The organism is Segatella copri (genome assembly GCF_019249765.2).
In the GTDB taxonomy this organism is placed as follows: Bacteria; Bacteroidota; Bacteroidia; order Bacteroidales; family Bacteroidaceae; genus Prevotella; species Prevotella copri_K.
The window spans coordinates 534,172-558,895 of sequence record NZ_CP152484.1 but is presented as its reverse complement, the minus strand read 5'-3'; the positions used below and the strand labels follow the sequence as shown (position 1 = coordinate 558,895).

Sequence of the window (24,724 nt, the reverse complement as noted above, 5' to 3'; positions counted from 1 at the left end):
AGGTAGTTTATAACAAAAAGTAAGCAATATCACTCAAAATGTTACGATTTATTTGGTAGTTTGGGAGATATTGCTTATTTTTGCACCCGATTTCATTAAACATCAACCATAAAAAGTAAAGGGAAATGGTAAAAGATCAAGAGATTTTCGACTTAATCGAAAGAGAACATCAGCGCCAGCTGAAAGGTATGGAGCTTATCGCTTCTGAGAATTTCGTGAGTGACGAGGTGATGAACGCTATGGGTTCTTACCTTACTAACAAGTATGCCGAGGGTCTGCCAGGCAAGCGTTATTATGGCGGATGCCAGGTAGTTGACATCGTAGAGAACCTCGCCATCGAGCGTGTAAAGAAGGTGTTCGGTGCTGAGTATGCCAACGTACAGCCTCACTCTGGTGCGCAGGCTAACGCTGCTGTTCTGCTTGCCGTATTGAAGCCAGGCGATACCTTCATGGGCTTGAACCTCGACCACGGCGGCCACCTCTCTCATGGTAGCCACGTCAATACATCCGGTATTCTCTACAACCCTATCGGTTACAACCTGAACAAGGAAACAGGTCGTGTAGACTACGACGAGATGGAGAAACTGGCTCTTGAGCACAAACCAAAACTGATTATCGGTGGTGGTAGCGCTTACAGCCGCGAGTGGGATTATGCCCGCATGCGCAAGATTGCCGATGAGGTAGGCGCTCTCCTCATGATCGATATGGCTCACCCTGCAGGTCTGATTGCAGCCGGTCTGCTCGACAACCCATTGAAGTATGCACACATCGTTACTTCTACTACTCACAAGACTCTCCGTGGTCCTCGTGGCGGCATCATCCTGATGGGCAAAGATTTTGACAATCCATGGGGATTGACTACCAAGAAGGGCGAGGTTAAGAAGATGAGCATGCTCTTGAATTCTGCCGTATTCCCAGGTCAGCAGGGTGGTCCGCTGGAGCACGTCATCGCCGCCAAGGCAGTAGCCTTCAATGAGAATCTGCAGCCTTCATGGAAGGAGTATGCTACTCAGGTAAAGAAGAATGCAGCCGTACTCGCAGATGACCTCATCGGTCGCGGATTCGGTATTGTGAGCGGTGGTACAGATAACCACTCTATGCTCGTAGACCTCCGAAGTAAATATCCAGACCTTACAGGTAAAGTCGCTGAGAATGCGCTGGTTGCAGCCGACATCACAGTCAACAAGAACATGGTTCCATTCGACAGCCGTTCTGCCTTCCAGACATCAGGTATCCGCCTGGGTACAGCAGCCATGACCACACGTGGTGCCAAGGAAGATATGATGCATCTCATTGCCGAACTCATCGAGGAAGTTCTGAATGCTCCTGAGGACGAGAAGGTCATTGCCCGCGTTCGCGAAAAGGTGAATGCTACAATGAAGGATTACCCTCTCTTCGCATACTAATCGTTACGGATAAATATAATTACAAACTGCGGGCCTTCCGTCCGCAGTTTTTTGTTTCATTTAATAAATAATAAAGAAAAGAAAAAAATTATGAAAAAGATGAAAAGCCTACTGCTCATGGCACTTGCGTTGCTCCCTGCGAGCAAAACTTTAGCACAGACCAACGCCCAAGTTTTCTACGACTTCGGCAGTGACCGCAAGTTTGTTACCCTCACACTCGAAATGTTCAAGCAGGACAAATGGGGTAACACCTATTTCTTTGTAGACCACGACTTCAATTACGACAAGATGGACACCAGCAGTCCAAACGTGGCACAGGGTGGAACCTATACTGAGATTTCACGTGCATTGAACTTCTGGCAGAACAGCCCAATGAAGAACTGGAGCCTCCACGTAGAGTATAACGGTGGTATTACCAAGAACTACCCTATCAACAATGCCTGGCTCTTTGGTGTGGAGTATTTCATGCACGACAAGAGTTTCAAGAACACCTTGACACTCCAGGCACTCTACAAGACTATCCGCAAGACCGACCAGAACGTGCCAATGCAGTTTACTGCTGTTTGGGGATGCAAAGACATCTTTGGATTAAAGGGATTGAACTTTAGCGGTTTCGCAGATTTCTGGTGGGAGAATCACGTAAGTATGCTTGACAAGCACGGAAACGTGAAAGAATTCCTCAAAGACAATGACGGCAATCTCATCAAGGACAAGGACGGCAATCTCATGGCCAAAACCACTCCTGAGCACACCGTCTTCACCACAGAACCACAGCTCTGGTACAATGTAGGCCAGCACTTCGGCTGCGAGAACCTGAGCGTAGGTAGCGAGGTAGAAATCAGCCACAACTTCGGCAGCAATGCCGGCTGGATGGTTCGCCCTTGCCTCGGTGTAAAGTGGGACTTCTAATTACGAATTTCTTAGCTGCGGAAAATTTTCAAAAATTCATTTTGAAAATTTTCCGCACTAATTCTTAACCACTTTATTTTCTGTTTTTCAACAACTTACGTTACTCCCTTACTGTCAATCCGCCATCAGAAATTCCTCCGATTCCACCTTTATTCTTATTATACTGACGGGTTACGCCGCTCAAGTTAACTCCGCCAACACCCTCGGATGTAGCGTTTACACTCTGGCAGTCAACCTTGGCTTTCACGCTGCCAACGCCTTCATTCTTGATAATCAGACTGCCGCCCTTAAACATTCCCAGATTAACAGAGCCTACGCCCTCATTATCCAGTTTCACACTTCCCATCTCAATCTTAGAGATTTTCACCGAGCCTACGCCCTCGTTATCAATGTTCATATCATCTCCAGCCACATCATCGATATTTACCGAGCCAACACCCTCGTTGGTTACCTCCAGTTTGTTGGCAAGAATCTTCCCAATCTTGACAGAGCCTACACCCTCGTTATCGATTTTCAGGCGGTCGCTATTAATCGTCTTGGCATAGAATGAACCCACGCCTTCCTGTGCAATCTTCACCAGGTCAGGACTGGTGATATAAATCTTGAGCCTGTTCTTTTCAGAGTTACACGCGGCAGGCACTTTGACCTTTCCGTTGAGTCCGATCTTCACCTCGCCGTCACGATAAACCACCTTGAGTTTCTCCTTGAGTTTCTGTACGAACTCAGCATCCTTGATGGCAGAGTAATCCAATCGAACGCTGCATTCATCGCCATTGTTCTGGGTATAATAAACGCTGGCAATCACATCCACGTCGATTGCCTTGAAAGGTTTCTCGGTCAAATCATCCTGCGTAAAGTTGAGACTTCCCTTCATTTCACTGGCAGAAGATCCCATACTGCAAGAACTCAAGCCCATTGGGGCAAAGAATAAAGCGGCAGCCACCGCCCAAATACCAAATTTCTTCATACTCATATCTAATTTTATGTTTCTAAATACGTGATATACCGAAAACCTATTCTGTTTCGGAATTCTGATGGTTAGACGCAAGAAGATACATAAAGGTTGCAGGGAAAGAGAAAAAATGCAAAAAAAGTGCAACAGAAAGCTATTCTCACTGGAACAGCCTCCTGTTCTTACTGAAATAGCCTTCGTTAGTCACTGAAATAATATTCGTTGACTATTGAAGTAAGCCTCACTCCAATTTCAAGCAAGCAACACGCCATAACATTAAGGTATTCAAGGAAAAGGCACAAATTCTACAAGGCATTCCAATAGATTTATTTTTCTCTATCCCCCAATGCAAAAAATTGCCTAAAAATTTGGAAGTTACAAATTTTCAGCGTATCTTTGCAGAAGATTGTACGGCGCTCGGCAATTCGAAAGCAAGCTTTCATTGCACTCACTGACATAATCTTTGCAAAAGTATTAATTTAAATGAATCGCGTATGAAACAGGCAGAAGAAAGATACATCAAAGCCGAGATAGCCAAGTTCACTCCGCAGGAAATGAGGGAGTACGAAACCAGCAAGATGGCATATCGCGACATCAAGAATTCCGTAGACACCGCCAAGCGTGAAGGTATAGCCGAAGGCAAGGAAAAAAGAAGTCTTGAGATTGCCAGAAAGATGCTGGCAAAGGGCATAGATGAAGCGACGGTAAAGGAAATAACCGGGCTGTCGGCGGAACATATACTGCAGCTAAAAGCAGAAATATAGATTACTTACTGAACTTTCGCATGTGGTTCAAGTACGGGCTGAAGGCCCAAAAGCTCCTAGAAGCAGCACGCCCTGAAAGGGCAGAAGCTCCTAGCCCAGGGCAGCGCCCTGGGTATAACACCAATCAGCAAGGCGCCCTGTAAGGGCAAAAGCTTTGTTATTACCTGGTACTTGAAAGCTTTTGCCCTTACAGGGCGACAGGCTTGCGTCCTTGATTACCCAGGGCGCTGCCCTGGGCTAGGAGCTTCTGCCCTTTCAGGGCGTGTGGGGCCAACTTGCGAAAATTCAGTAACGGAAAATTTGCAGCAGGCTTTAAAATATTAGAATTATGATTTCAGAAAAAGAATTAAATAGCTATCGGCTGACAAGCATGGAAGAGCCAACAGATGAAATGCTGGCTCAGATTATGCATGAGGCTGCCGAAATATACAACAGAGAAAACGAAGAAGCTTACAGAAGTTATTTTGCCAATATGCAAAAACAGGCTAAAGAACAACGACAAAAATTCAATTTGAACTAATGGAGGCAAAAATACACAAACCCGTTTTAATTGTCATTGCAGGACCTAATGGTTCTGGGAAGACAACAATAACCAGTCGTGTATTACACCACGAATGGCTAGAAGATTCTATTTATATCAACCCAGACAATATTGCACAAAATATGTTTGGCGATTGGAACAATCAAGATGCAGTATTAAAAGCAGCCCAATACTGCCAGGCTCAAAGAGAAGAATGCCTCAACAATAAACATAGTATGATTTTCGAAACAGTAATGTCCACTGCCGAGAAAATTGACTTTATCAAAAGAGCTAAAGAAGCAGGATTTTTTATTCGTCTCTTTTTTGTAGGAACTTCCTCGCCAACAATAAATGCTTCAAGAATTGCTACTAGAGTAATGAAAGGTGGACACGATGTACCGATTACAAAGATTATTTCAAGATATGCCAAATCCATCATCAATTGCGAAATAGCATCCCAATACGCCGACCGCACATACGTATATGACAACTCAAAAGACGGTGTAGAAGCTCAACTTCTTTTCAGAATGACAGAAGGTAAAATATTTAAGGAATACGTGAAGGAGATTCCGGAATGGGCTATAGGCATTGCCAACAAAGAAGGATAGCCTTGAAAGGTTTCTCGCCGACAAAAGCATCGCATTACCTTTGCTTTACTGAACTTTCGCATGTGGCTTAAGTACGGACTGAAGGCCCAAAAGTTCCAAGAAGCAGCACGCTCTAAAAGGGCAGAAATAAGACAATCCCTGCTTTTGCCCCACACGCCCTGAACGGGCAGAAGCCCCTAGCCCAGGGCCTTCAGCCCGTTCTTGAACCACATGCGAAAGTTCAGCAAATAATTGATAAACCGAATACCGTTCTGTTTCGGAAATCTTTGTTTTCCTGGTTTACTGAGCGACCGTAGGGAGTGATAACTTCTTTAACTTCCCTTAACTTCCCCACATACGAAAGTTCAATCTAATATGCGAAACTTCAAGATTTCTGCGTTAATATTTGTTTAAAAATCAGTCCTTTTTCGGTATCGTTAACTTCTTTTATCTGATAATTGTTTAACACAACATAAGACGGGATACCCTACCCCACTCGCTTTTCAAAGATTTCAGCGGTAAGAAAAGAGAAAAAATGGGACCCTAAAAAAATGGCACCTCTTTCGGAACCAAAAATAAACGCTTAAAATATGTAAAAACGGGCAGAATTCTTAAAATATGTTTATAAAAAGCGAAAAACACCCTTCACCACCCTTCACCCGTAACTATTTGACACATAAAACGTTAAATAAAAAGGTGAAGGGTGAAGGTTTGAAAACTCTTTTTTATATATACGCGCGGCAAGGGAAAAAATCCGTTTTTTCATTTTTCTGACTTTCTGGATTTTCCAAAAATCCTAAAAAAAGAATATAATATAGAGTTTAAAATATACCCTTCACCCTTCACCTCGTCACCACAACACATATCCATCATCGTATTCCCAACATTTGTTTTCCTGATTTATTCTTCGGAGATATTCTGCTATCTATCGGAGATATTTTCGTATTCTTCGGAGATATTCTGCTATCTTTCGGAGTAATTTTCGGGTTAATGAGTTCAGAAATGTTGTCGTTGACAAGGGGAAGAGCCAATTTGTTATCGCCCACAACAAACCAACCGATTGAGAATCAGAACAAAAAGTAGTAAATTAAGTTTATTTAACCCTAAAAAACAACTAGTAACTACTCAGCACCCCTATGGGCATGAGTAATCGTCTTACTGTTGTACTACAGCAAGAATTGCATTGAATTTAGAATTTCCGTTCTTCATAGCAGTTTCAGCAATGGAGTGCAACTTGGCAAAATCATCGGCACCGCTGTCTGTTCGGAAGCAACCGCTGACTTTCTGCTTTATCTTGATTTTCCTAACTCCCCGCTCACTGGCATTGTTCTCGTAAGGCACACTTGGATTGGAGAGAAAGGTAAATAGGTAGTCTTTGACTTTAAGGATACCCCTCTTGAATTTCTCAAACTCGTTATCTAAATGCGTGAGGCTTTCACCCAAGAGGTTCTTCATCTTTGTCTTCAGTACCTTTATCTTTCTAGAGGTAATGTTGTCCTCTCTTCTGAGATTTATAGAGTGTTCTATCAGATGGATGAATCTCCGTGACCAGTTCTGGTTTGGATCCAGTTCGTTCAGATACTCTGCATTCCTAAGAAGATGAGCCAGGCAGACCTGATGGTCCTTAACATTCATCTTGAAGTAGCTCTGATGTCTGTCAGTCACAAGTGTCGAATAGGGAAGTCCCTTTGGAAACCTGGAATCTATGGCCTTCTGACCTCGCGATTCTGACTGGAACACGTATGTAAGCAGGTCGTTCTGGAATATCCAGTTCCAATGCAGATGCTTTCCTACCGTAGCACCAGTTTCATCGGCTCCTACGACAGACGCTGTTTCCAGCCTCTTGCGTATTTCCTCATATGCACAGTCTGCCTTGCCGCTATTCTCTTTGAGTATGTTCTGCACTGTACCCTCACTTATATTCTGGCCGGACAGGTCGGATATAAGTTCTGCAATCCTTTTGAACGGAATACACTGCACTACATTAAGGTATGTCACCAGTGCACGGAGGTTGTCACCATACTTGATACGACAGTTGGGAGCTTCGCAGTTGTTTACGCAACCGCATTCACAGACCTTCTCGTAATACTGTTCCTCGCAGGTCTCTACGACCACCTTGATATCAACAATTTGTGTCTTACGGATCTTCTGGCATGGTATATCAATCAAGAGCCGACCACAGCATTTACAATAGACTGGTTCGTGCTTTACAATTACGTCTGGTTCTGCTATAGTCTGCAGTGTGTGACCCTTGTGGCCAGGCTGTCCACCGCTCGGCTTTCCGCTTGGCTTGCGAAGAGACTTTGTCCTGCGCAGCTCACGGGAAGCGATACTTTCTTGGGATGGAGGGATACTGCTGTTACTGCTGTTTTTCTCGGGCTTTCCTGGTGTACTTGATGTATCGTCATCAGCTCCCTCGAGTTCCTTGATGCGCTCTTTAGCAACGGCAAGTTCTGCCTTTGTGGAAGCAAGTTCTGTCTTTAGATTATGTATCTCCACGTCCTTCTGGTTAATGACACGGTTGAGGCGTCCGATCTCCTCAGTCTTCTCGGAGTCGGACTTCTCAAGTTTGCGCAGACGCTGGTTTATCTGGCGCAAAACAACATCTATGTCAGTACAGTCGCTTGCCATTTTTTTGGTGCAAAGATAAGCATTTTTCTCCACATGGCAAAATCACGATTTACATCCATTAACGCAGACTTTTGACTTACGGGGAATGCAAAAACGCATCTCCTGGCAGATAATCTGTTGAAAGGCGATAATAGACAAAGGAGACATGTTGGAGGCATCATCGGAAAAGAACTCGTTAAATGAACTGTTTTAAACAGCCTACGTCCTCATCGACTCAATCATTAAAAAGTTTGTAATGATGAAGAAAATAAGCAAAATCAAGTTTATGCTTTATTAACGAGAAGTTTTCTATAGGGGTGCTGAGTAGTTACACAACTATTTATGAAATAATTTCATTAAATTTGCAGCGTCTAAAAGCTCCACTTGTAAGTGTACGCAAGATGATGATAGTCAAACTACCAAAACGATAGTCAAACTACCCAAAAAAGAACAACGAGCTGGAGGACAAGAATATAAGTAAGTGATATTAATCAGAAACTGAAAGTACAATTTAAACTTAAATAGATATGAAAGTATTCAATTCTAAACTTGCTGCTATCGGTTTGGCAGCATTCGTATTCGCATCATGTAGCGACAGTAACAGTGATCCTACGGGCAATCCAGACCGTGCAATCATCCCTGCTGACCTCACCCAAGTAACTCTTACATCTCAGGACGTAGACTACAGTCGTGTTGTAAACTACAAGAACAGTACAGCTAATGCTAGAAAGTTCTTCTTGACAAGAGCCGGTGAAACTAGCTTCATCAACGCTATGCCTACAGACATGCCAAATGAGGACGTCTACAAAGAAAAAGGAATTAAGATCCTGAATCTTAACAACGCAGGCGATATTATTGGCTCAGACAAAAAGTCTTTTGCTATCACCGGCGGAAAGACTCTTGATTTCTCAGGCAAAACTATCCAAAACGCCACAATTTTCATACATAGTGACTGCACTATGAAGTACGATGCAACCGCAGGTGGCAACACATTCGTATTGGAAGGCAAAGCAACATTGGAATACAAAGGTTCTGGCGCAATGGTTGCAAACAACGATGTTGTTTACGTAAAAGAAGCAAATGGTGTTTTGGCAGCAACAGGCGACATGACCATCAATGGTACTTTGTATGCTAACCTCAGAAGCAAATCAGAGGCTGGAAAAGATTTGATTAGCGGTCTTGGCTCAATCAACAAGAATGACCAAAAGAACAAAAAGATTACACCAACACAGAACATCACATTCGGTGAAGGTGCAAAGGCATTCATCAATGGTTCTATCCGCGCACAGAAGTTGACTATCGGCAACAATGCAAATATCCATACTACGGCAAACGTGTTCGACTCCAAGGGGCTTGACTTGAATGGTAACTTGAAAGTTGATGGCTTTGTCCAGGTAGGTGATTTCACAAACATGAATAAGAAGAAACAGGCTGTCGCAGCTGATATGAATGTAAATGGCTACTTGGAAGCAGGAGCAAATTCTGCCATCAAGGTAACAGGTACACTCAATGCCAATGCTGGTTCTAAGATTGTTGCTAACTATATTAATGTGACAAACAATCCTAAGGATACAAACGGTGACCAAGAGAAAGATGCAAACGGCAAGACCATCCCAGGAAACGCTACACTCAAGCTGAATGGCACTTGTAAGATTATCATCGGTAACCAAAACGTCATCAACGTAAATAACTTGGAAACAGACAACAGTGCTCAGGGTCAAATCGAGTTGAAAGATAACAATTCTGTTGCAGTCATCAAGGCTGATAAGTTCGTGAACAATGGTGCAGAAAATATTCAGGCATTGCAGACAAGTGGTGACAACGCTTCTTTCTTGCTTGAATTTACAAAGAACTACAATGGAACAACCGAGTTGAACTCATTCGAAGATCTTGCTATTGGTGCAACTTACGTTGACTACGACAAGACAACAGAGAACACCAAGATTGAGTACAAGGACAAAAACAACGAGAATTATGGTTATCACTGGGTAGGTGATGCTTCACAGTTGGTTTCTTCCCAAAAACTTGATTTGGTTGCTTCAGACGAGGATCCAAATGACGGTGAGTCTGCAACCTGCATCCAGCCTGCAAATGGCAAGCTCTATGTAACATACCACACCAATGGCGACCATAAAGTTGGCGGTAGCATCGAGGTAGCTAGCTTGAATGGCAAAAAATTGACCATTGAAGCTAATAAGAAAGCTGCCAACATCGACTATAACCACTTGATTGTTGACGGCAGCAAGCTCTTCCTCGCTGGAAGCCAGCAGGGCAACGGCACTGCAGAAGGAACAGCAGTGGGTGCCTTCTTGGGTTCTGTTGATTTAAATGGTGCCAAGTTGGGTGACAACCTTACTCTCTACGCCATTGACAAAAAGGTAAGCGGCATTGACGCAAATTGCGTGGCAAAGAGTGGTACAGACCACGTTGTTGCAACAACAAATGGTTTCACCATCTTCGACAAGGATTTCAACTACTGGAACAACAACGGCAACTCTGTTGGAAAGCATGTTGTAACAGCCAATGGCAAGCTCTATGCCTTGACAGCAGACGGAAAATTGTCAGTTTACGATAACAGCGACATGGAGAACGGTACAACATACGAAGTTGGAGTTGTTAGTCCTAAGGGCAACAAGGCGGTTATCGCTGTGGATGAAACAAATAACGATATCTACGTTTGCAAAGGCGAGAATGGTATTGCAAAGATTTCAGGTGGGAATGTTAACCAGAAGTTCTACGAGTGCCCTACATTCTCTGCAGCAAGCAAGAATAATGGTAACGTCAAGGGTTGCGCAAATGGTGTAGCAGTTGGCGGAGATAAAGTTTACGTTGCATGCGGTAGCTATGGTATTGTTGTACTTGACAAGAATACAGGTAAGCCAATTTGCCACCGCAAGTCTGCAAATGGCAAGTCAGCCAACTACGTAGCTCTTGAGGGTGAGAACATCTATGTGGCATATGGACAGAGCCGCATCCAGGTTTACACTCTTACAACTACAAAGTAATATAAAACAATAAATACTTGTTCTCCCCCACTCTCAGATAGAGTGAGGGAGGACAAACCTTATAAAGGCTAAATTAACTAGCTATTAAACAATTATAAGGTATGCGTAAAAAGTGACTAAAGTATTAACGAATAATATTGAATAACATGAAAGCTATAAATATAAAGCTTGCTACTTTTAGTTTCGCAGCTATGCTCCTCGCTTCTTGTAGTGATAGCAATAACATTCTTGAAAATGGTGGTACCAGCCCTATCAAGACTGTGGTAGGTTCTGCTGTCACATCCACAACTGATGCGCAAGAACTGGCAAGCCGCATTACAAACTATAAGGTAACTACCGAAACATCTAAAGCAAGAACAAGAGCTTACGCAGGTTCTGGTTGGGATGGAAAATCTTACCCAACAAATGCTATTCCGTTAACAAATGAAAATGTAGGTAGCGTACAAGCAGGAGGTATATATGTTATAAAAGAAGGTGTTACTGTAAACCAACAAATAAACCTCAAACCTGCATGGGATAAAGATGGTATTACCCTTTATATCGAAGGAACATGGGATAACAGCGGAAGAAGTAATTATTGGGGAGACCATGCCGACATAAGAATCTTGCCAACAGGAAACCTTAAGGGCTACAACATGACAGAAGCTTTGGGCAAAAACAAAGTAACGAATTACGGAAAAGTTGAAATTCCATCTAGCATAAATAATTTAATATTGGATGGTAAGTACACAGTACTCGACAACCACGGAAGTCTTGATTTAACAAATACAGATGTTAAACTCAGTAACAATGCAGTCCTAAATGTTACAGGTACTTTGAAAGCAAAGACTTTATCTATAACAAATAGTGAAGTATATAGTGGTTGCTCTGCAAATATATCTGATTTCGTATATATATCAAACGACAGCAAGCTACACGTATCATATTTGCACTGCAAGAATTTCAAACAAGATTCAAGTGGCAAAGTCGTAGTGAAAAACCAATCCATGATTGAATGCGACAATGTGTTCATGAATTTGAATTCCCAGCAGGGAACATACGCATTGGGCGAAACAGACGCTGTCTGCGTAATCAAAGCAGCAAAGCTTGCATTCAATGCTCCAGGTCCGGATGCTAAGAATAAGATAAGTTGTGACATGTTCGCAACAAGCGGAGAAAGAGCAGGATTCATCGTTGACGTTCCAGAAGATAAGATATATGGAATAACAAATGATTACGAAAAGACATTAGGTGCTCTGTCAGACTATCAACATGGTCAAGTTGTAAGACCAAAAGATATTTCTATAACAGAAGAAGGATACGGAGTGACACTGAACAACAATGGTAACGTATTCTTGTCCTCATCAGACGAGGCTTCTAAATATGTCATCAAGAAAACAGAGAGTGAAGATTGCAAGACTCCAGGATTCAATGACAACAAGCCTCAACCAGATAAGCCAAAGACAGACTTGATTATCTCTGTGGATTATGACCACACACACAACATCTCTGCTACAGGCATCATGGATCTTGACGGCTATCTGTACATGTCATACCATACAAATCAGGAACAGAAAGACAATGCAGATAACTCACACGGAGGTTGTGTTGAAGTTCTTACTCCTGTAGAAAACAATAAGATACGACTCTTGCAATACCTCTATGATAGCCAAAGAGTAATAGACTTCAACCACCTTCTGGCTGTTGAATTGAATAATGGCGAGAAAAAGATTTTCCTGCCAGGTAATTCTAAAAATAAGGGTGCATTACTATCATACATGACCATCAATGGAGACCATTTGTTAGCAACGGAGTCTAAAGAGATAACAACTGCAGACGTTGACAAGGATGGAAATCCAATTGTTAAGATCGTAGAACCATTGCAATACGCCCAATTGCATCCAGCAACAGAGGAGTATAAAGGTAAAAAATATGACGAGAATTGTGTTGTTTACAACAAGAAGAAAGATCACCTGATTGTTGCAACCACAGAAGGCTATGTCGTATACGATGCAAACACCATGAACGAGGTCGACAAAATAGAAAGACCAGGAAAGGTTAAGCATGTAGCAATCGGCAATGGAAAAATCGTCGGACTTTATCTTAACGACAAAAACCATTCTAGCGATGACGAGGTTGGAGCAACTATCGAAGTAATAAATAGAGATGACGAAGATTTCGAAAATTCTACAAAATTCAACACAACGGTAGGTATAAAACCAAATGATGGCAAGAATGTAGTTTCTGTTAGAGACAACTTGATATATGTTTGCCAAAGCGGACTCGGACTCTATGTTTACAATATGAAGGGTGAAGAGCAATGGCACTGGCAGATGCCAAAAGCTTGGAATGACAAAAAGAATGAATACAAGGCATTATGTAACGGATGCGATGTAGATGACAAATACGTTTATCTAGCATACGGTTCTTATGGACTTGTCGTTTTGGACAAAAACACCCATGAGGTTGTTGCACATAGAGTAGCATCTAAGTCTGCTAACTACGTCAAAGTAAGAGACAACTACATTTATGTAGCATATGGTAGAGACCGCCTGCAGGTATACAACCTTTCTACAGGTGCTCAAACAGAAACAAATTATCAAAAGAAGTAACAAAAGCCGAAATGCTTTTCAGATAATAAGAAGACACCAGATGAATGCAGCTGCAACAGCTCGCAGCTGCATTCATCGTGTTTAATAACTCATTATGAAGCGAAAAATAATACTATACTCAACTACAGCTCTGCTACTTCTCATGGCAGCACAAAGCTCTATGGCTCAGACGAAAGGCAAAAAGCCGAAAAGTTTTAGCCCTAAGATGCTCGTATATGAGAATCTGAAGAACGATAATGTACTGAGACACTTCAAACAGCGCTTCGCACAACTCGACACTCTCATCAAAAACCCTATATGGGTAAAAGCACCAGTCATAGAACTGGGACTCAATAAACAGCATCACGCTGATATCAATAAGACCGACTCTCTGTTCTGGTCGAAAACTGCACATGAGCACCTAGCGCTCAACAGACACAACGGTCTGGAAGTGACCGGACAGGTTTATGCCCGACCTGACGCGTACTTCGACTCTGATGAAGACGACGCAAAAGAGGTATCAAAATATAAGATGAAGGTTCAAGCCGAACTCGGATGGAACATCATCAACTCGAAGTTCTACCAAGGCAAGGAGAAAAGAAATAAGATTGCTCTTGCCAATGAACTCGACCGCTTGCAAATAAAAAAGCGCCAAACTGCAGACATCTATGAAAAGGCAGCCGATGAGCTGACCGAACAATATAATTTCTATATCGGTACTGTCATAGCACACAGACTGGACAACCTCGACATCATGAACGAAGCGTACCAGTTTATGCTGGAAAAAGACCGAATCAGCAACGACAAGATGCTGAAAGTGATGAACGATAAGCTGGAGGCTGAATATGACATCTCCGTGCTCTGCACAGACAGAGATATCAGCAACAAGCCTATCTACCGCATCAAACCAACCAAGATTGTGGTAGACACAACAGCCCTCTGGAACCATCTGAACCAGGAAAGTCTGGATGCACGCATCATGATGGTGAAAGAACAGATTGCTGACAACGACAGCAAACTGACCAACTATTTAAGCACTACCCGACTCACACCATTCGCAAGATGGTCGAGTTACTGGCAGAGCAACAACAAGATTTCGAACAATGCCGACGTGGGCGTAAGATTCACCATTCCTATCTGGAACGAAACGCCACGCAAACGACAGGCACTGGAGACCCAGAAGGAAATCATACGCAGCAGCCGTGGTACCGACGTGAAGGAAATAAAACAGTCGGTAGGCATCCTGCTCAAGAAGATAGACAACCTGAACAAGGCTATAGCCACCGAGGCTTTCCATATAGACCAGACCGGCAAATATATAGAAATGCGGCGGTTTGCCTACCAGAACCAGAAACAGGGATACAACTATCTGATGCGTATGGACGAATATACGGGACTCCTGGAAAGTATGGAGCGTATGTACAAACTGATGCAGAACCGCGCACTCGCTATCATCAATATCGAGAAAGCCGTGAGCATCTATGACAACAACAACATCTTCAAAGAAATAGAACTTTGAATGTAAGGAAACCAGAATATGAATGAATTCCAATATAATGGCACGCCACAAGAACAGGCGATGGCAGACTTGCTGAAGACGCAGGGTCACCGCCTTGCCAGACAGCAGATTATCTTTGCCCTGATCTTCCTGCTGGTTATCGTGCTTGCCGCCTACTATATTGTCACTCGTATGATATGGGCAACCTTCGACGGTTATATAACCCTCGATGAAAACCATATCAGTGCCGTTGACGACATCTATATCCTTAAGGTGAACAAAGAAATGGGTGAAGTGGTGCATAAGGGAGATACGCTCTACTCTTATGTACTGCTAGGTAATATTGTGAACCAATACGACCCGAACATCCTGCCTTCTGCCGTAAAGGAGACTCACGACATGGAGGTACAGGCAAAACTCGCACAGCAGGAGATTCCGGTGCTGCGTACCCGACTTGCCGAACTGAGAAAACAGAAAGCATCTGAAAGTTCGGACATCTACTACGGCCTTACCGACAACACCAAGCGAAATGAACTGGATGCCGAGATTGCCGAGGTAGAAGAAGAACTGAGAAAGCAGGCTAAGAAGGTGGAAATCTACGCACAGGCTAAGAACACCACCTATAACTTCATGAGCCGCAGAGGAGCCGGCACGACAAATGCTTCCATGCCTTACTCCAACACCAGCATATACAACCCTGGTCTGATACACTACTGCTGTGCACCAGCCGATGCCTTCATCTCAAAAATCAATGTGAGCGACAAGACACTGGTGTTCAAAAGCGAGGAGGTGATGGTTATCCAGCACACCGACTATGCAGACTGTCATCTGGGCGTAATCGCATACGTACCCAACGACATGGTGAAGTATATGGAAAGCCCTGACGATGCAGACATCATCATCAACAAAGACCTGGAACTGCAGGCTAAGTTGCAGATGGTAGGTCTGAGAGTAGAGGAAATACCAAAGCATCTGCAGAGCAACTTCTCGCATGATGCCAACGCAGTGGTTGCCGTATTCACCCTGAACCCGAACCAGAGAGTTCCGGCATGGGTAATGAGCAACAAACTGCCGGTAAGAATAAGAGTGAACAAGATTAGTGCCATGCTCGATCCGAAGCCGCTGCCGATGTACACCGTCCCAGTGGGCAAGAACGAAAACGTGAAGCGAAGCAACTTGATTTCGAGCGACACCAATAATCATCAAGAACAAAAGAAATAAAGAATGATTGGACTTAGAAGAAACAAACGTGGAGATATGGTGCTCACCATCGATAGCTATATAGATATTGACTCGACACCGGACATCCAGCCCGACTACTTCGATTGTATTTACATCAATACGAAGAGTGAGCGTGCGTTCCATGCTATACTGTATGGAGCCAGTCCAATCTTATCGTGGAAATGTAGCTACAAACCGATATTCGTCAATACGGCGGTATCGGGAAAGGAACAGATCACCGACTATATCGTCGATGCCTATGTGAGCGACATGAACAATGAAAAGGTATATGAGATTATAGACAAAATCAAGCTGGCAAGACAGAAGTTTGGTGTAAAAAGCGAAACAAGCCGTCCTACACAGCCTAACCAGCTCTTTGCCAACATCCTGAAATACCTGCTCTCAAGAGACCAGCGAATCATGGGACACCGACTGCTGGAGAAATCATCATTGGGATATATCAACCCAATCTTCGAGCACTACCACAGTATGGGTCTCTTCCATCTCAACGAGATGTTCATGTTCATCGACACTATGGTGGAGTTCGGAGCACTGCGAATTCACCGCTTCCTGCTCAAGGAGCACCTCTGTCCTAAGTGTAACCACTCTCACCTGCTCTATACGGAGTGCTGTCCGAAGTGCGGAAGTTCGAACCTGAAGATTCAGAACATCATCCACCACTTCAGCTGCGCCAACGTATCGCCAGAGAGCAGCTACAATGTGGGCGGTATGCTCATCTGTCCGAAGTGTCACAAGAAACTTCGCCACATCGGTGTTGACTATGACAGACCAGCCGTGGTATATACCTGCAACGACTGCGAGAACTCGTTTACCGCGCCTATCACCAAGTCAACCTGCTGCTACTGCCAGAGCACCTTTCCGGTAAATGCCCTGGTGCCACGAGACGTAGTGGACTACGAGATAACGGAAGAAGGAATCAGAACGCTGACCAGCGGCAACATCATGTTCAGCAACATGGTGAACATCTATGATAACTTCATGGAATATTATCTGCTGATGAACCGACTGCGACGCCAACTGATGGAAACCTACCGCAAGGATGAACTCTCGGTCATGGTAGGCAAGATATGGATTATAGATGAAAACAAGGATACCGTAAAGATAAAGGAAAGCATACAGGGCAAGCTCTGTAGAATCTTCTCCAATCACAAGGTGTCTTACAACAACAATATCTTCTACATATCCTCTACCATCTATGAGCAGGGAGAAACGGTAGAAGAGGCTCAGCAGAAACTGAGCAAGGAGATGTCGGTAGCCATCAGAAAGGTGGCCAACTCGATAGAACCGGACGAGATTATCTGCAGCATGCTGGAAACCAAGACGAAGACCATCGCCAACAACTATGACGAGTTCTTCAACAAACTGCAATATGTGGATATGACTCCAGACGACTACTGCCGCTACTCAGAGGAACCTCTGATGAAGGAAGAAGAGAAAGAGGTGCAGCCGCAGGAAGAGCTGCTTGATACGGAGCCGAAGGAAGATGAAAACGACAAGATACAGAAGCGCATCGTGCTCTACAAGAAACTCGTTGCCATCCTTGTCACCATCGCAGGTATACTCATAATCATGGCCCTCTTGGCGCTCACCGTGCTGAGATAAGCCATCAAGAAGAAAGGGAAAAGCGTATGTTTAGCATAGCAGAACATCTGAACGATTTCTTCGACTGGATCAGCACGCTATCGTTTAGCAGTATCGTGAATACCTACTGGTTCCTCTTCTTCATCGAGATGCCAAGATATTATATCCTGGAATACCTCGTAATCGGAAACCGACTGATGAAGAGAAACCAGCTAGATAAAGAGAAAGAATATGCCAAGTACTTCCTGTACCGCGAGAATCCGCTTATCAGCATCCTCGTACCGGGAAAGAACGAAGGCAAACATATATTCAAAATGGTGAACTCGCTGGCTGAGCAAACCTACCGCAACTACGAAATCATCGTGGTAGACGATGGTAGCGACGACGACACCAAACTGATTTGTAACGACCTCTACCGAGCCGGGTATATCACCCACTACCTGAGGTTGGATACAAGAGGCGGTAAAGCTGCCGCCAGCAACTATGGAGCCCAGATGGCAAAAGGCAAATACATCGTATGCCTGGATGCCGACTCTTCGCTCGACCGTGATGCGCTTGAGAAAATCCTACTCCCCTTCTACATCGATGGAATGGTGAAGGGTGTAGGAGGATGTGTGAAAGTGCGCAACTACAAGGAGACCATCTGCTCATCGCTGCAGGCTTTCGAATACCTGAAGCGAATACAGGTGGGACGTATCGTAACCAGCGAACTGGGTATCTACCACATCATTTCGGGAGCATTCGGAGCCTTCGAAAGAAAGACGCTGAAGGAAGTGGGCTATTGGGACATAGGACCGGGACTGGACGGTGACCTGACACAGAAGATCCGCAAAGCCGGATATAAAGTGAAAATTGCCGAAGATGCCATCTGCATGACCAATGTGCCTACCAAATGGTATAAGCTGTATCATCAGCGCATCAGATGGTCGCGCTCACTCGTGAGATTCCGTCTCCGCAAGCATGCCGACATTCTGTTGCCTACAAAGAACTGGAGTATCCTTAACTGGTTATCCAACATGGAGAGTGTAGTTTTCGACTGCTTCCTCAATTTTCTGTGGTTGTGGTATATCATCAAGCTCGCCATCACGTTTAACACGCACATCATCGAGGTGCTGGCGCTGGGCTACTTTATCAGAGTATGTTTCTCGCAGCTTGCCTTCCTCCTGGTGCTGATGGTTTCTGAAAGAAAGAAAGACGTGTGGTTCCTCTACAGATATCTGCCACTGATGTCGCCTTATACAGGTTATTTCCTGCGTATCGCCCGTCTGTCGGCTCATCTGCAAGAAATCTTCTTCCGCCGTTCTTACAAGGACGCATGGAACCCTGAGAAGACTTCGCGCTATGCTCAGCTTGAAGGAATCTAAAAGACCCGAGTTACTTGCTGTAACGCAAACACAGCAGGGAGCTCCCAATAAAAGAAATAACATTATAAAACATAAACAATATAGTATATGATAAACAAATCTTTTGAGTTTAAGATTGGAGTAATAGGATTAGGGTATGTTGGTACTCCACTGGCATGCTTATTCTCAAAGAAATACGATACATGGGGTTATGACATCAAAGCTGAGAAGGTAGCCAAGTTAGCCAAAAGCACGATGGAAGACAACAGACCTGTATCCAAAGCTTTGGAACAGGGACTGAAACTGACCAGCAATATTGATGACCTGAAGAAGTGTAACGTGTATATCATCGCTGTACCGACACCGGTGAACAAATCGAACAAGCCAGACATCAGTTGCGTGCGCAATGCTACAGCTGAGGTTGGCAAGATTCTGAAAGAAGGTGATATCGTAGTCTACGAGAGTACCGTTTACCCAGGTCTGACAGAAGAGGTCTGTGCTCCATTACTGGCATCTACATCAGGATTGAAGTTGAACCAGAGTTTCTTTGTAGGCTTCTCGCCAGAGCGCATCAACCCGGGCGATACTGTTCATACCATCGAGAACATCGTGAAGGTTACCAGCGGTTCTACACCCGAAGCAGCAGCTATCATCGACAGTCTCTATGCTTCAGTACTTACCCATGGCACCTACAAGGCGAAGAGTATCAAAATAGCAGAGGCATGTAAACTGATGGAGAACTGCCAGAGAGACATACAGATAGCCTTCTTCAACGAGATGGAAAAGATTTTCGACAAGATGAACATCAACATCGAAGACGTAACGGCGGCAGCTAGCACAAAATGGAACTTCGTGCCAGCTACTCCAGGACTCGTTGGCGGCCACTGCATCGCGGTAGACCCATACTACCTGATTAACAAGGCACAGGAGGTTGACGTGGTACCATCGCTGCTCTCTACAGCCCGTGAGGTTAACGAGCAGATGGCGGTATGGATGGCAGGAAAGATAAAGAATGCATCTGAAAGCAGAAAGTTCAAGGCTCCGGAGACTAACGTGCTGATTCTCGGCTTCTCGTTCAAGCCAAACAGCGATGATATCAGAAACACAAAAGTAGCCGATCTCTATATCAACCTGGTAGGAGCAGGTTACAAAACCACACTCTACGATCCATTGGTAGATGTAAAGGAAGTAAAAGAAGAATATAACATCAAGGTGACAGATGATCCTAAAGTTCTGGAAAAAGAGTATCAGATTGTGGTAATCGGTACTCATCACAAGATGTTCGACAGTATCGATATGAACAATCTCATCACTGATAAAGGATTCATATGCGACATCTACGGCATTCACAAGCCAAGAAACTAGATCTTCAAGATCGGAAAGAACCTACATAAAATAGACCAGTGAAAAATGGAAAAGAACAAAGTGCTAATCGTCGATGATATTTCAGAAAATATTAAAACTATCTCTGAAATGATAAAGGACTTTGACATCGACGTGAAAACTGCCAATGGCGGAAAAGAAGCCATTGAACTGATTGACTCATTCAAGCCGGACGTGATACTGCTCGACTTGATGATGCCAAATGTAAATGGGTGGGACGTAATAGACCATGTACGCTCTAAATACTCGAAAAGTGAAATGGTCATCATCGTGGTTTCCCTGTTAAGCAACAAGGATAATGTGGATGAATGCTACGAGCTTGGAGTAAACGACTACATCACAAAGCCTATCATCAAAGCCCGTCTCACCAGTTCGCTAGACGCTCATCTAAGCAGTCTTGCAAGAGGCTAAAGTGCCTCTTGCAAGATTGCTTCTGCATGAGCAATGCGATCACTAGTAGGAGGATCTATGCCTTCCAGCGGGTAGGCAATACCTAGTTTCTCATACTTGTAGATACCCATCGTATGATAAGGTAAGACATCTATACGCTCAATATTAGAGAGTGTAGAAAGAAAATCGCGCAACTGATAGAGGTATTCATCCTTATCGGTAATACCTGGAATCAGGACGTGACGAACCCATACTGGTTTGTGTATCTCGCTTAAATATCGTGCACAATCCAGTATGTTTACATTAGAATGGCGGGTGAGTTTACGATGCTCTTCATCGTTGATATGCTTGATATCAAGAAGAACAGTATCAGTGACGGTCATCAGACGCTCGAATTTATCGAAGAAAGCACCCTCTTTCCTAAATGGTTGCGCTGATGTATCAAGACAAGTGTTGATGCCACGCTGATGGGCTTTCTCGAACAGTTCGATGAGAAAGTCTATCTGCATCAGGGCTTCTCCACCACTTACAGTGATGCCACCCTTGTCTCCCCAATAACTCTTGAATCGCTCTGCTTTATCCAGCAGGTCATCGGCACTCCATTCCTCTCCTACTCCCATCTTCCATGAATCCGGGTTATGGCAGAACTGGCAGCGCATGGGACACCCCTGCAGGAAAATCAAAAATCTGATGCCTGGTCCATCTACAGAACCAAAGCTCTCTATGCTGTGAACAAAACCCTTATGCATTCTTTCGAAGATCATATATTCCCCACAATGCAAAAAGACTCATAAATAAGGCTATAACACCTAAAAAAAGAAATACACCCATAATTATTTTATCTTTTTAGAAATGATTAAAAACAAAAAGCCCATTTAAGCCTGCATTTTACGATAATCATTGTAAGCCCATAGGGTAAAAGCACCAGCAAGCAGAGCAAAAAATCCCATAAATACTAATAGTTCCATATTTATTTTCCTTTCTTATTTTTATCTTTAGACATTAATATTAAAAAGAATCCACATACAGCTAGAAACATAGTTATGAGAGCACCAAAAACTAAAAGTTTCCCTGCATCTATATCCTTTTTCATAATACTTGCCAAGATGATACCACCAAATATAAGTTTGGCTAAATCCAGGCAAAACTTTCCTCCTTCACTCCAAAGAGTTGTTTTTTGTTCTATATTCAATTTCATACCGCAAAATTAGTAAATTTATCAATATCTTGTTCCATTTTGCAGTTAAATAAGCTAAAATGCCCGCTAAATATCCTCGGAAAGAAAATCTAGCGGGCAATCTATATGTTACAAAGAGACAAGAGAATTCTTCCCTCTTCATTCTTCACTTCCTTAGAGTCTCTCGTGAGCCTGACGAGCGATTACGTCGAGCTGCTGCTCACGTGTCAAGTCGATGAACTTAACAGCGTAACCACTTACACGGATGGTGAAGTTCTGGTACTCTTCCTTCTCTGGGTGCTCCATCGCATCCTTGAGCTTGTCGATACCGAATACGTTCACGTTCAGGTGGTGAGAACCCTGGTTGAAATAACCATCCAATACACCTACCAATGTCTGGGCACGCTCCTCATCGTTGTGACCGAGAGCACCTGGACTGATGGTCTGAGTATTAGAGATACCATCGAGAGCATACTCGTATGGCAACTTAGCTACTGAGTTCAATGAAGCCAAAAGACCGTTCTTCTCTGCACCGTAAGATGGGTTAGCACCTGGAGCCAATGGAGCACCGGCTGGACGACCATCAGGCATGTTGCTGGTGTACTTACCGTATACTACATTTGATGTGATAGTCAGGATAGATGTAGTAGGCTCTGAATTGCGGTATGTATGATGCTTCTTGATCATGTTCATGAAGGTCTTGAGCAACCATACTGCAATTTCATCAGCACGCTCATCATCGTTACCGTAACGTGGGAAGTCGCCCTCGGTCTTGAAGCTGAGAGGGAAACCGGTCTCATCACGGACGATGTTTACCTTGGCATACTTGATAGCTGAGATAGAGTCAACTACGTGGCTGAAACCAGCGATACCTGTAGCGAAAGTACGACGAACATCTGTATCGATGAGCGCCAACTCTGCTGCCTCGTAGAAGTACTTATCGTGCATGTAGTGGATGAGGTTCAATGTCTTCACATAAACGCCAGCCAACCAGTCCATCATATCCATGAAACGTGGCATGAACTCCTCGTATGTCAATACATCACCCTCAACGGCGCGATACTTAGGACCGCACTGCTCGCGTGTCTTTGAGTCAACACCGCCAGATACAGCGTAGGTCAAGCACTTAGCCAAGTTGGCACGTGCACCGAAGAACTGCATTTCCTTACCTGTCTGTGTAGCAGATACACAGCAGCAGATGCTATAGTCGTCACCCCAAACTGGGCGCATTACGTCATCGTTCTCATACTGGATAGAGCTTGTCTTTACAGAAATCAAAGAAGCGTAGTGCTTGAATGCCTTTGGCAAGCGAGAGCTATAGAGTACAGTGAGGTTTGGCTCTGGTGAAGGACCCATGTTCTCCAATGTATGGAGGAAACGGTAATCGTTCTTGGTAACCATTGAGCGGCCATCCTGACCCATACCACCTACTTCGAGAGTAGCCCAAACTGGGTCGCCGGTGAAGAGCTCGTTATAAGAAGGGATACGGGCGAACTTAACCATACGGAACTTCATTACCAAGTGGTCGATGAGCTCCTGAGCCTCATCCTCGGTAAGAGTACCCTCGTTCAAGTCGCGCTGGATATAGATATCGAGGAATGTAGAGATACGGCCTACAGACATCGCAGCACCATTCTGAGTCTTCACAGCTCCGAGGTAACCGAAGTACAACCACTGTACGGCCTCGCGAGCGTTCTTAGCTGGCTGAGAGATGTCGTAACCATACAACTGAGCCATCTCCTTCAAGCCCTTGAGCGCCTTGATCTGCATAGCAACCTCTTCACGAAGACGGATAACGTCGTCGATCATCTCACGGTCGCCCATGTTAGCGAGGTCGTTCTTCTTCTCCTCGATGAGGAAGTCAATACCATAGAGAGCCACACGACGGTAGTCACCTACGATACGTCCACGACCGTATGTATCAGGAAGACCCGTAAGAATGTGGTTATGGCGAACGAGCTTCATCTCTGGAGTATAAGCATCGAATACGCCATCATTATGAGTTTTGCAATACTTGTGGAAGATTTCGTGGAGCTTCTCTGATGGCTGATAGCCATATGTTGTACAAGCCTGCTCCGCCATCTTAATACCACCGTAAGGCATGAAGGCACGCTTCAAAGGCTTATCGGTCTGCAGACCAACTACCTTCTCCAAATCCTTAGTACCCTCACCAATATAGGCAGCACCATAAGCTGTCAATCCTGAAACGATTTCTGTTTCCATATCAAGCACACCACCCTTGGCGCGCTCCTCCTTCTGGAGTTCCTTCAACATACCCCAAAGGGTGTTAGTTGCCTGAGTTGGTTCTGCAAGGAACGACTCATCGCCGTCATAACAAGTGTAGTTGTTCTGAATGAAATCACGAAGATTCACTTCACTCTGCCACATGTTTCCTTTGAAACCTCTCCATTCTGTTTTCATCATTTTAATACTTTTTTTTTACAAAGTTAATAATTATATATTTTGCACACACTATCTATTTTGAGTTGGTTTTACACCTATTATATATAGTAAAATAAAAAAGCCCGAACACGTTTGTGCCCGGGTTTTTAAGCACCTTTATCTGAAGGTGCGTATATCATGATGTTCTCGTTCTTTCCGACAGCATCTGTTTTTCCTATATTTCCTAAGTAAATTCCCACTATTAATTTCATGTCTTTTAAATTCATTATTTGTAATTGGCTTGCAACAGTTTTGCAATGCGGATGCAAAGTTACAACAATAAAATGAGAAAAGAGAAGAAAACCAAAACTTTCTTCTCTTTTCTCATGCAAAATCATCATTTAT

At 43.9% G+C, this 24,724-nt stretch carries 19 protein-coding genes; 13 read left to right on the top strand and 6 right to left on the bottom strand.

The genetic code is table 11. The annotated features are described in order from the left end of the window. The first annotated feature begins 125 nt into the window (after positions 1 to 125). Both glyA and KUA46_RS02235 read left to right on the top strand, forming a co-directional pair. Positions 126 to 1,406, top strand: coding sequence for a serine hydroxymethyltransferase (gene glyA / locus KUA46_RS02240; RefSeq protein WP_117587318.1), 1,281 nt, complete (start codon positions 126 to 128; stop codon positions 1,404 to 1,406). Positions 1,407 to 1,496: 90 nt separating this feature from the next. Beyond that, complete coding sequence (locus tag KUA46_RS02235) at positions 1,497 to 2,315, top strand: DUF5020 family protein (protein ID WP_256625090.1); 819 nt, start codon at positions 1,497 to 1,499, stop codon at positions 2,313 to 2,315. A 100-nt stretch (positions 2,316 to 2,415) separates the two neighbouring features. On the opposite strand, the gene KUA46_RS02230 is transcribed toward KUA46_RS02235, so the two are convergent. Next, positions 2,416 to 3,282 carry a GIN domain-containing protein gene (locus KUA46_RS02230; RefSeq protein ID WP_218487723.1) on the bottom strand — a complete coding sequence of 289 codons (867 nt, stop codon included), beginning with the start codon at positions 3,280 to 3,282 and terminating at the stop codon, positions 2,416 to 2,418. 479 nt (positions 3,283 to 3,761) lie between these two features. Here KUA46_RS02230 and KUA46_RS02225 point away from each other — a divergent pair, with 479 nt between their 5' ends. The 3 genes from KUA46_RS02225 to KUA46_RS02215 all read left to right on the top strand — a co-directional run bounded on the left by KUA46_RS02225 (position 3,762) and on the right by KUA46_RS02215 (position 5,159). Then, positions 3,762 to 4,031: a hypothetical protein gene (locus KUA46_RS02225; RefSeq protein ID WP_228121549.1), complete on the top strand. Its 270-nt coding sequence runs from the start codon at positions 3,762 to 3,764 to the stop codon at positions 4,029 to 4,031. A 328-nt stretch (positions 4,032 to 4,359) separates the two neighbouring features. Continuing rightward, positions 4,360 to 4,551 (top strand): hypothetical protein, encoded by a 192-nt coding sequence (locus KUA46_RS02220; RefSeq protein WP_022121808.1) that lies wholly within the window; start codon positions 4,360 to 4,362, stop codon positions 4,549 to 4,551. Further along, positions 4,551 to 5,159 (top strand): zeta toxin family protein, encoded by a 609-nt coding sequence (locus KUA46_RS02215; protein WP_218487724.1) that lies wholly within the window; start codon positions 4,551 to 4,553, stop codon positions 5,157 to 5,159. Before KUA46_RS02220 ends, KUA46_RS02215 begins: the two co-directional genes overlap by 1 nt. Before the next feature lie 1,134 nt (positions 5,160 to 6,293). On the opposite strand, the gene tnpC is transcribed toward KUA46_RS02215, so the two are convergent. Next, complete coding sequence (gene tnpC, locus KUA46_RS02210; RefSeq protein ID WP_434725783.1) at positions 6,294 to 7,769, bottom strand: IS66 family transposase; 1,476 nt, start codon at positions 7,767 to 7,769, stop codon at positions 6,294 to 6,296. 506 nt (positions 7,770 to 8,275) lie between these two features. Here tnpC and KUA46_RS02205 point away from each other — a divergent pair. From KUA46_RS02205 to KUA46_RS02170, 8 genes are all read left to right on the top strand, one after another. Beyond that, on the top strand, positions 8,276 to 10,753 hold the full coding sequence (locus tag KUA46_RS02205; protein WP_218487285.1) for a hypothetical protein: 2,478 nt from the start codon (positions 8,276 to 8,278) through the stop codon (positions 10,751 to 10,753). 146 nt (positions 10,754 to 10,899) lie between these two features. Beyond that, positions 10,900 to 13,344 (top strand): hypothetical protein, encoded by a 2,445-nt coding sequence (locus KUA46_RS02200; RefSeq protein ID WP_218487284.1) that lies wholly within the window; start codon positions 10,900 to 10,902, stop codon positions 13,342 to 13,344. Between the two features lie 160 nt (positions 13,345 to 13,504). After that, the gene (locus KUA46_RS02195; RefSeq protein WP_153093669.1) at positions 13,505 to 14,842 is read left to right on the top strand and encodes a hypothetical protein; all 1,338 of its coding nucleotides are present in this window, start codon (positions 13,505 to 13,507) and stop codon (positions 14,840 to 14,842) included. 18 nt (positions 14,843 to 14,860) lie between these two features. Continuing rightward, complete coding sequence (locus KUA46_RS02190) at positions 14,861 to 16,042, top strand: multidrug transporter (RefSeq protein WP_218487283.1); 1,182 nt, start codon at positions 14,861 to 14,863, stop codon at positions 16,040 to 16,042. A 3-nt stretch (positions 16,043 to 16,045) separates the two neighbouring features. Next, positions 16,046 to 17,665, top strand: a complete 1,620-nt coding sequence (locus tag KUA46_RS02185; RefSeq protein ID WP_218487282.1) for a hypothetical protein — start codon at positions 16,046 to 16,048, stop codon at positions 17,663 to 17,665. A 26-nt stretch (positions 17,666 to 17,691) separates the two neighbouring features. Beyond that, on the top strand, positions 17,692 to 19,008 hold the full coding sequence (locus KUA46_RS02180; RefSeq protein ID WP_218487281.1) for a glycosyltransferase family 2 protein: 1,317 nt from the start codon (positions 17,692 to 17,694) through the stop codon (positions 19,006 to 19,008). Between the two features lie 87 nt (positions 19,009 to 19,095). Further along, a complete protein-coding gene (locus tag KUA46_RS02175; RefSeq protein ID WP_218487280.1) occupies positions 19,096 to 20,352 on the top strand; it encodes a nucleotide sugar dehydrogenase in 1,257 nt (418 codons plus the stop codon). Between the two features lie 45 nt (positions 20,353 to 20,397). Further along, positions 20,398 to 20,781 carry a response regulator gene (locus KUA46_RS02170; RefSeq protein ID WP_217327001.1) on the top strand — a complete coding sequence of 128 codons (384 nt, stop codon included), beginning with the start codon at positions 20,398 to 20,400 and terminating at the stop codon, positions 20,779 to 20,781. Here the strand turns inward: KUA46_RS02170 and pflA are convergent. From pflA to KUA46_RS02150, 4 genes are all read right to left on the bottom strand, one after another. Next, entirely contained in the window at positions 20,778 to 21,524 is a 747-nt protein-coding gene (pflA, locus tag KUA46_RS02165) for a pyruvate formate-lyase-activating protein (RefSeq protein ID WP_218487279.1), read from the bottom strand. The genes KUA46_RS02170 and pflA overlap by 4 nt on opposite strands. Positions 21,525 to 21,730: 206 nt before the next feature. Then, positions 21,731 to 21,958, bottom strand: coding sequence for a DUF6722 family protein (locus KUA46_RS02160; protein WP_153082156.1), 228 nt, complete (start codon positions 21,956 to 21,958; stop codon positions 21,731 to 21,733). A 153-nt stretch (positions 21,959 to 22,111) separates the two neighbouring features. Then, complete coding sequence (pflB, locus tag KUA46_RS02155; protein WP_117727143.1) at positions 22,112 to 24,358, bottom strand: formate C-acetyltransferase; 2,247 nt, start codon at positions 24,356 to 24,358, stop codon at positions 22,112 to 22,114. A 128-nt stretch (positions 24,359 to 24,486) separates the two neighbouring features. Next, on the bottom strand, positions 24,487 to 24,720 hold the full coding sequence (locus tag KUA46_RS02150; protein WP_218487278.1) for a hypothetical protein: 234 nt from the start codon (positions 24,718 to 24,720) through the stop codon (positions 24,487 to 24,489). Positions 24,721 to 24,724 lie beyond the last annotated feature (4 nt).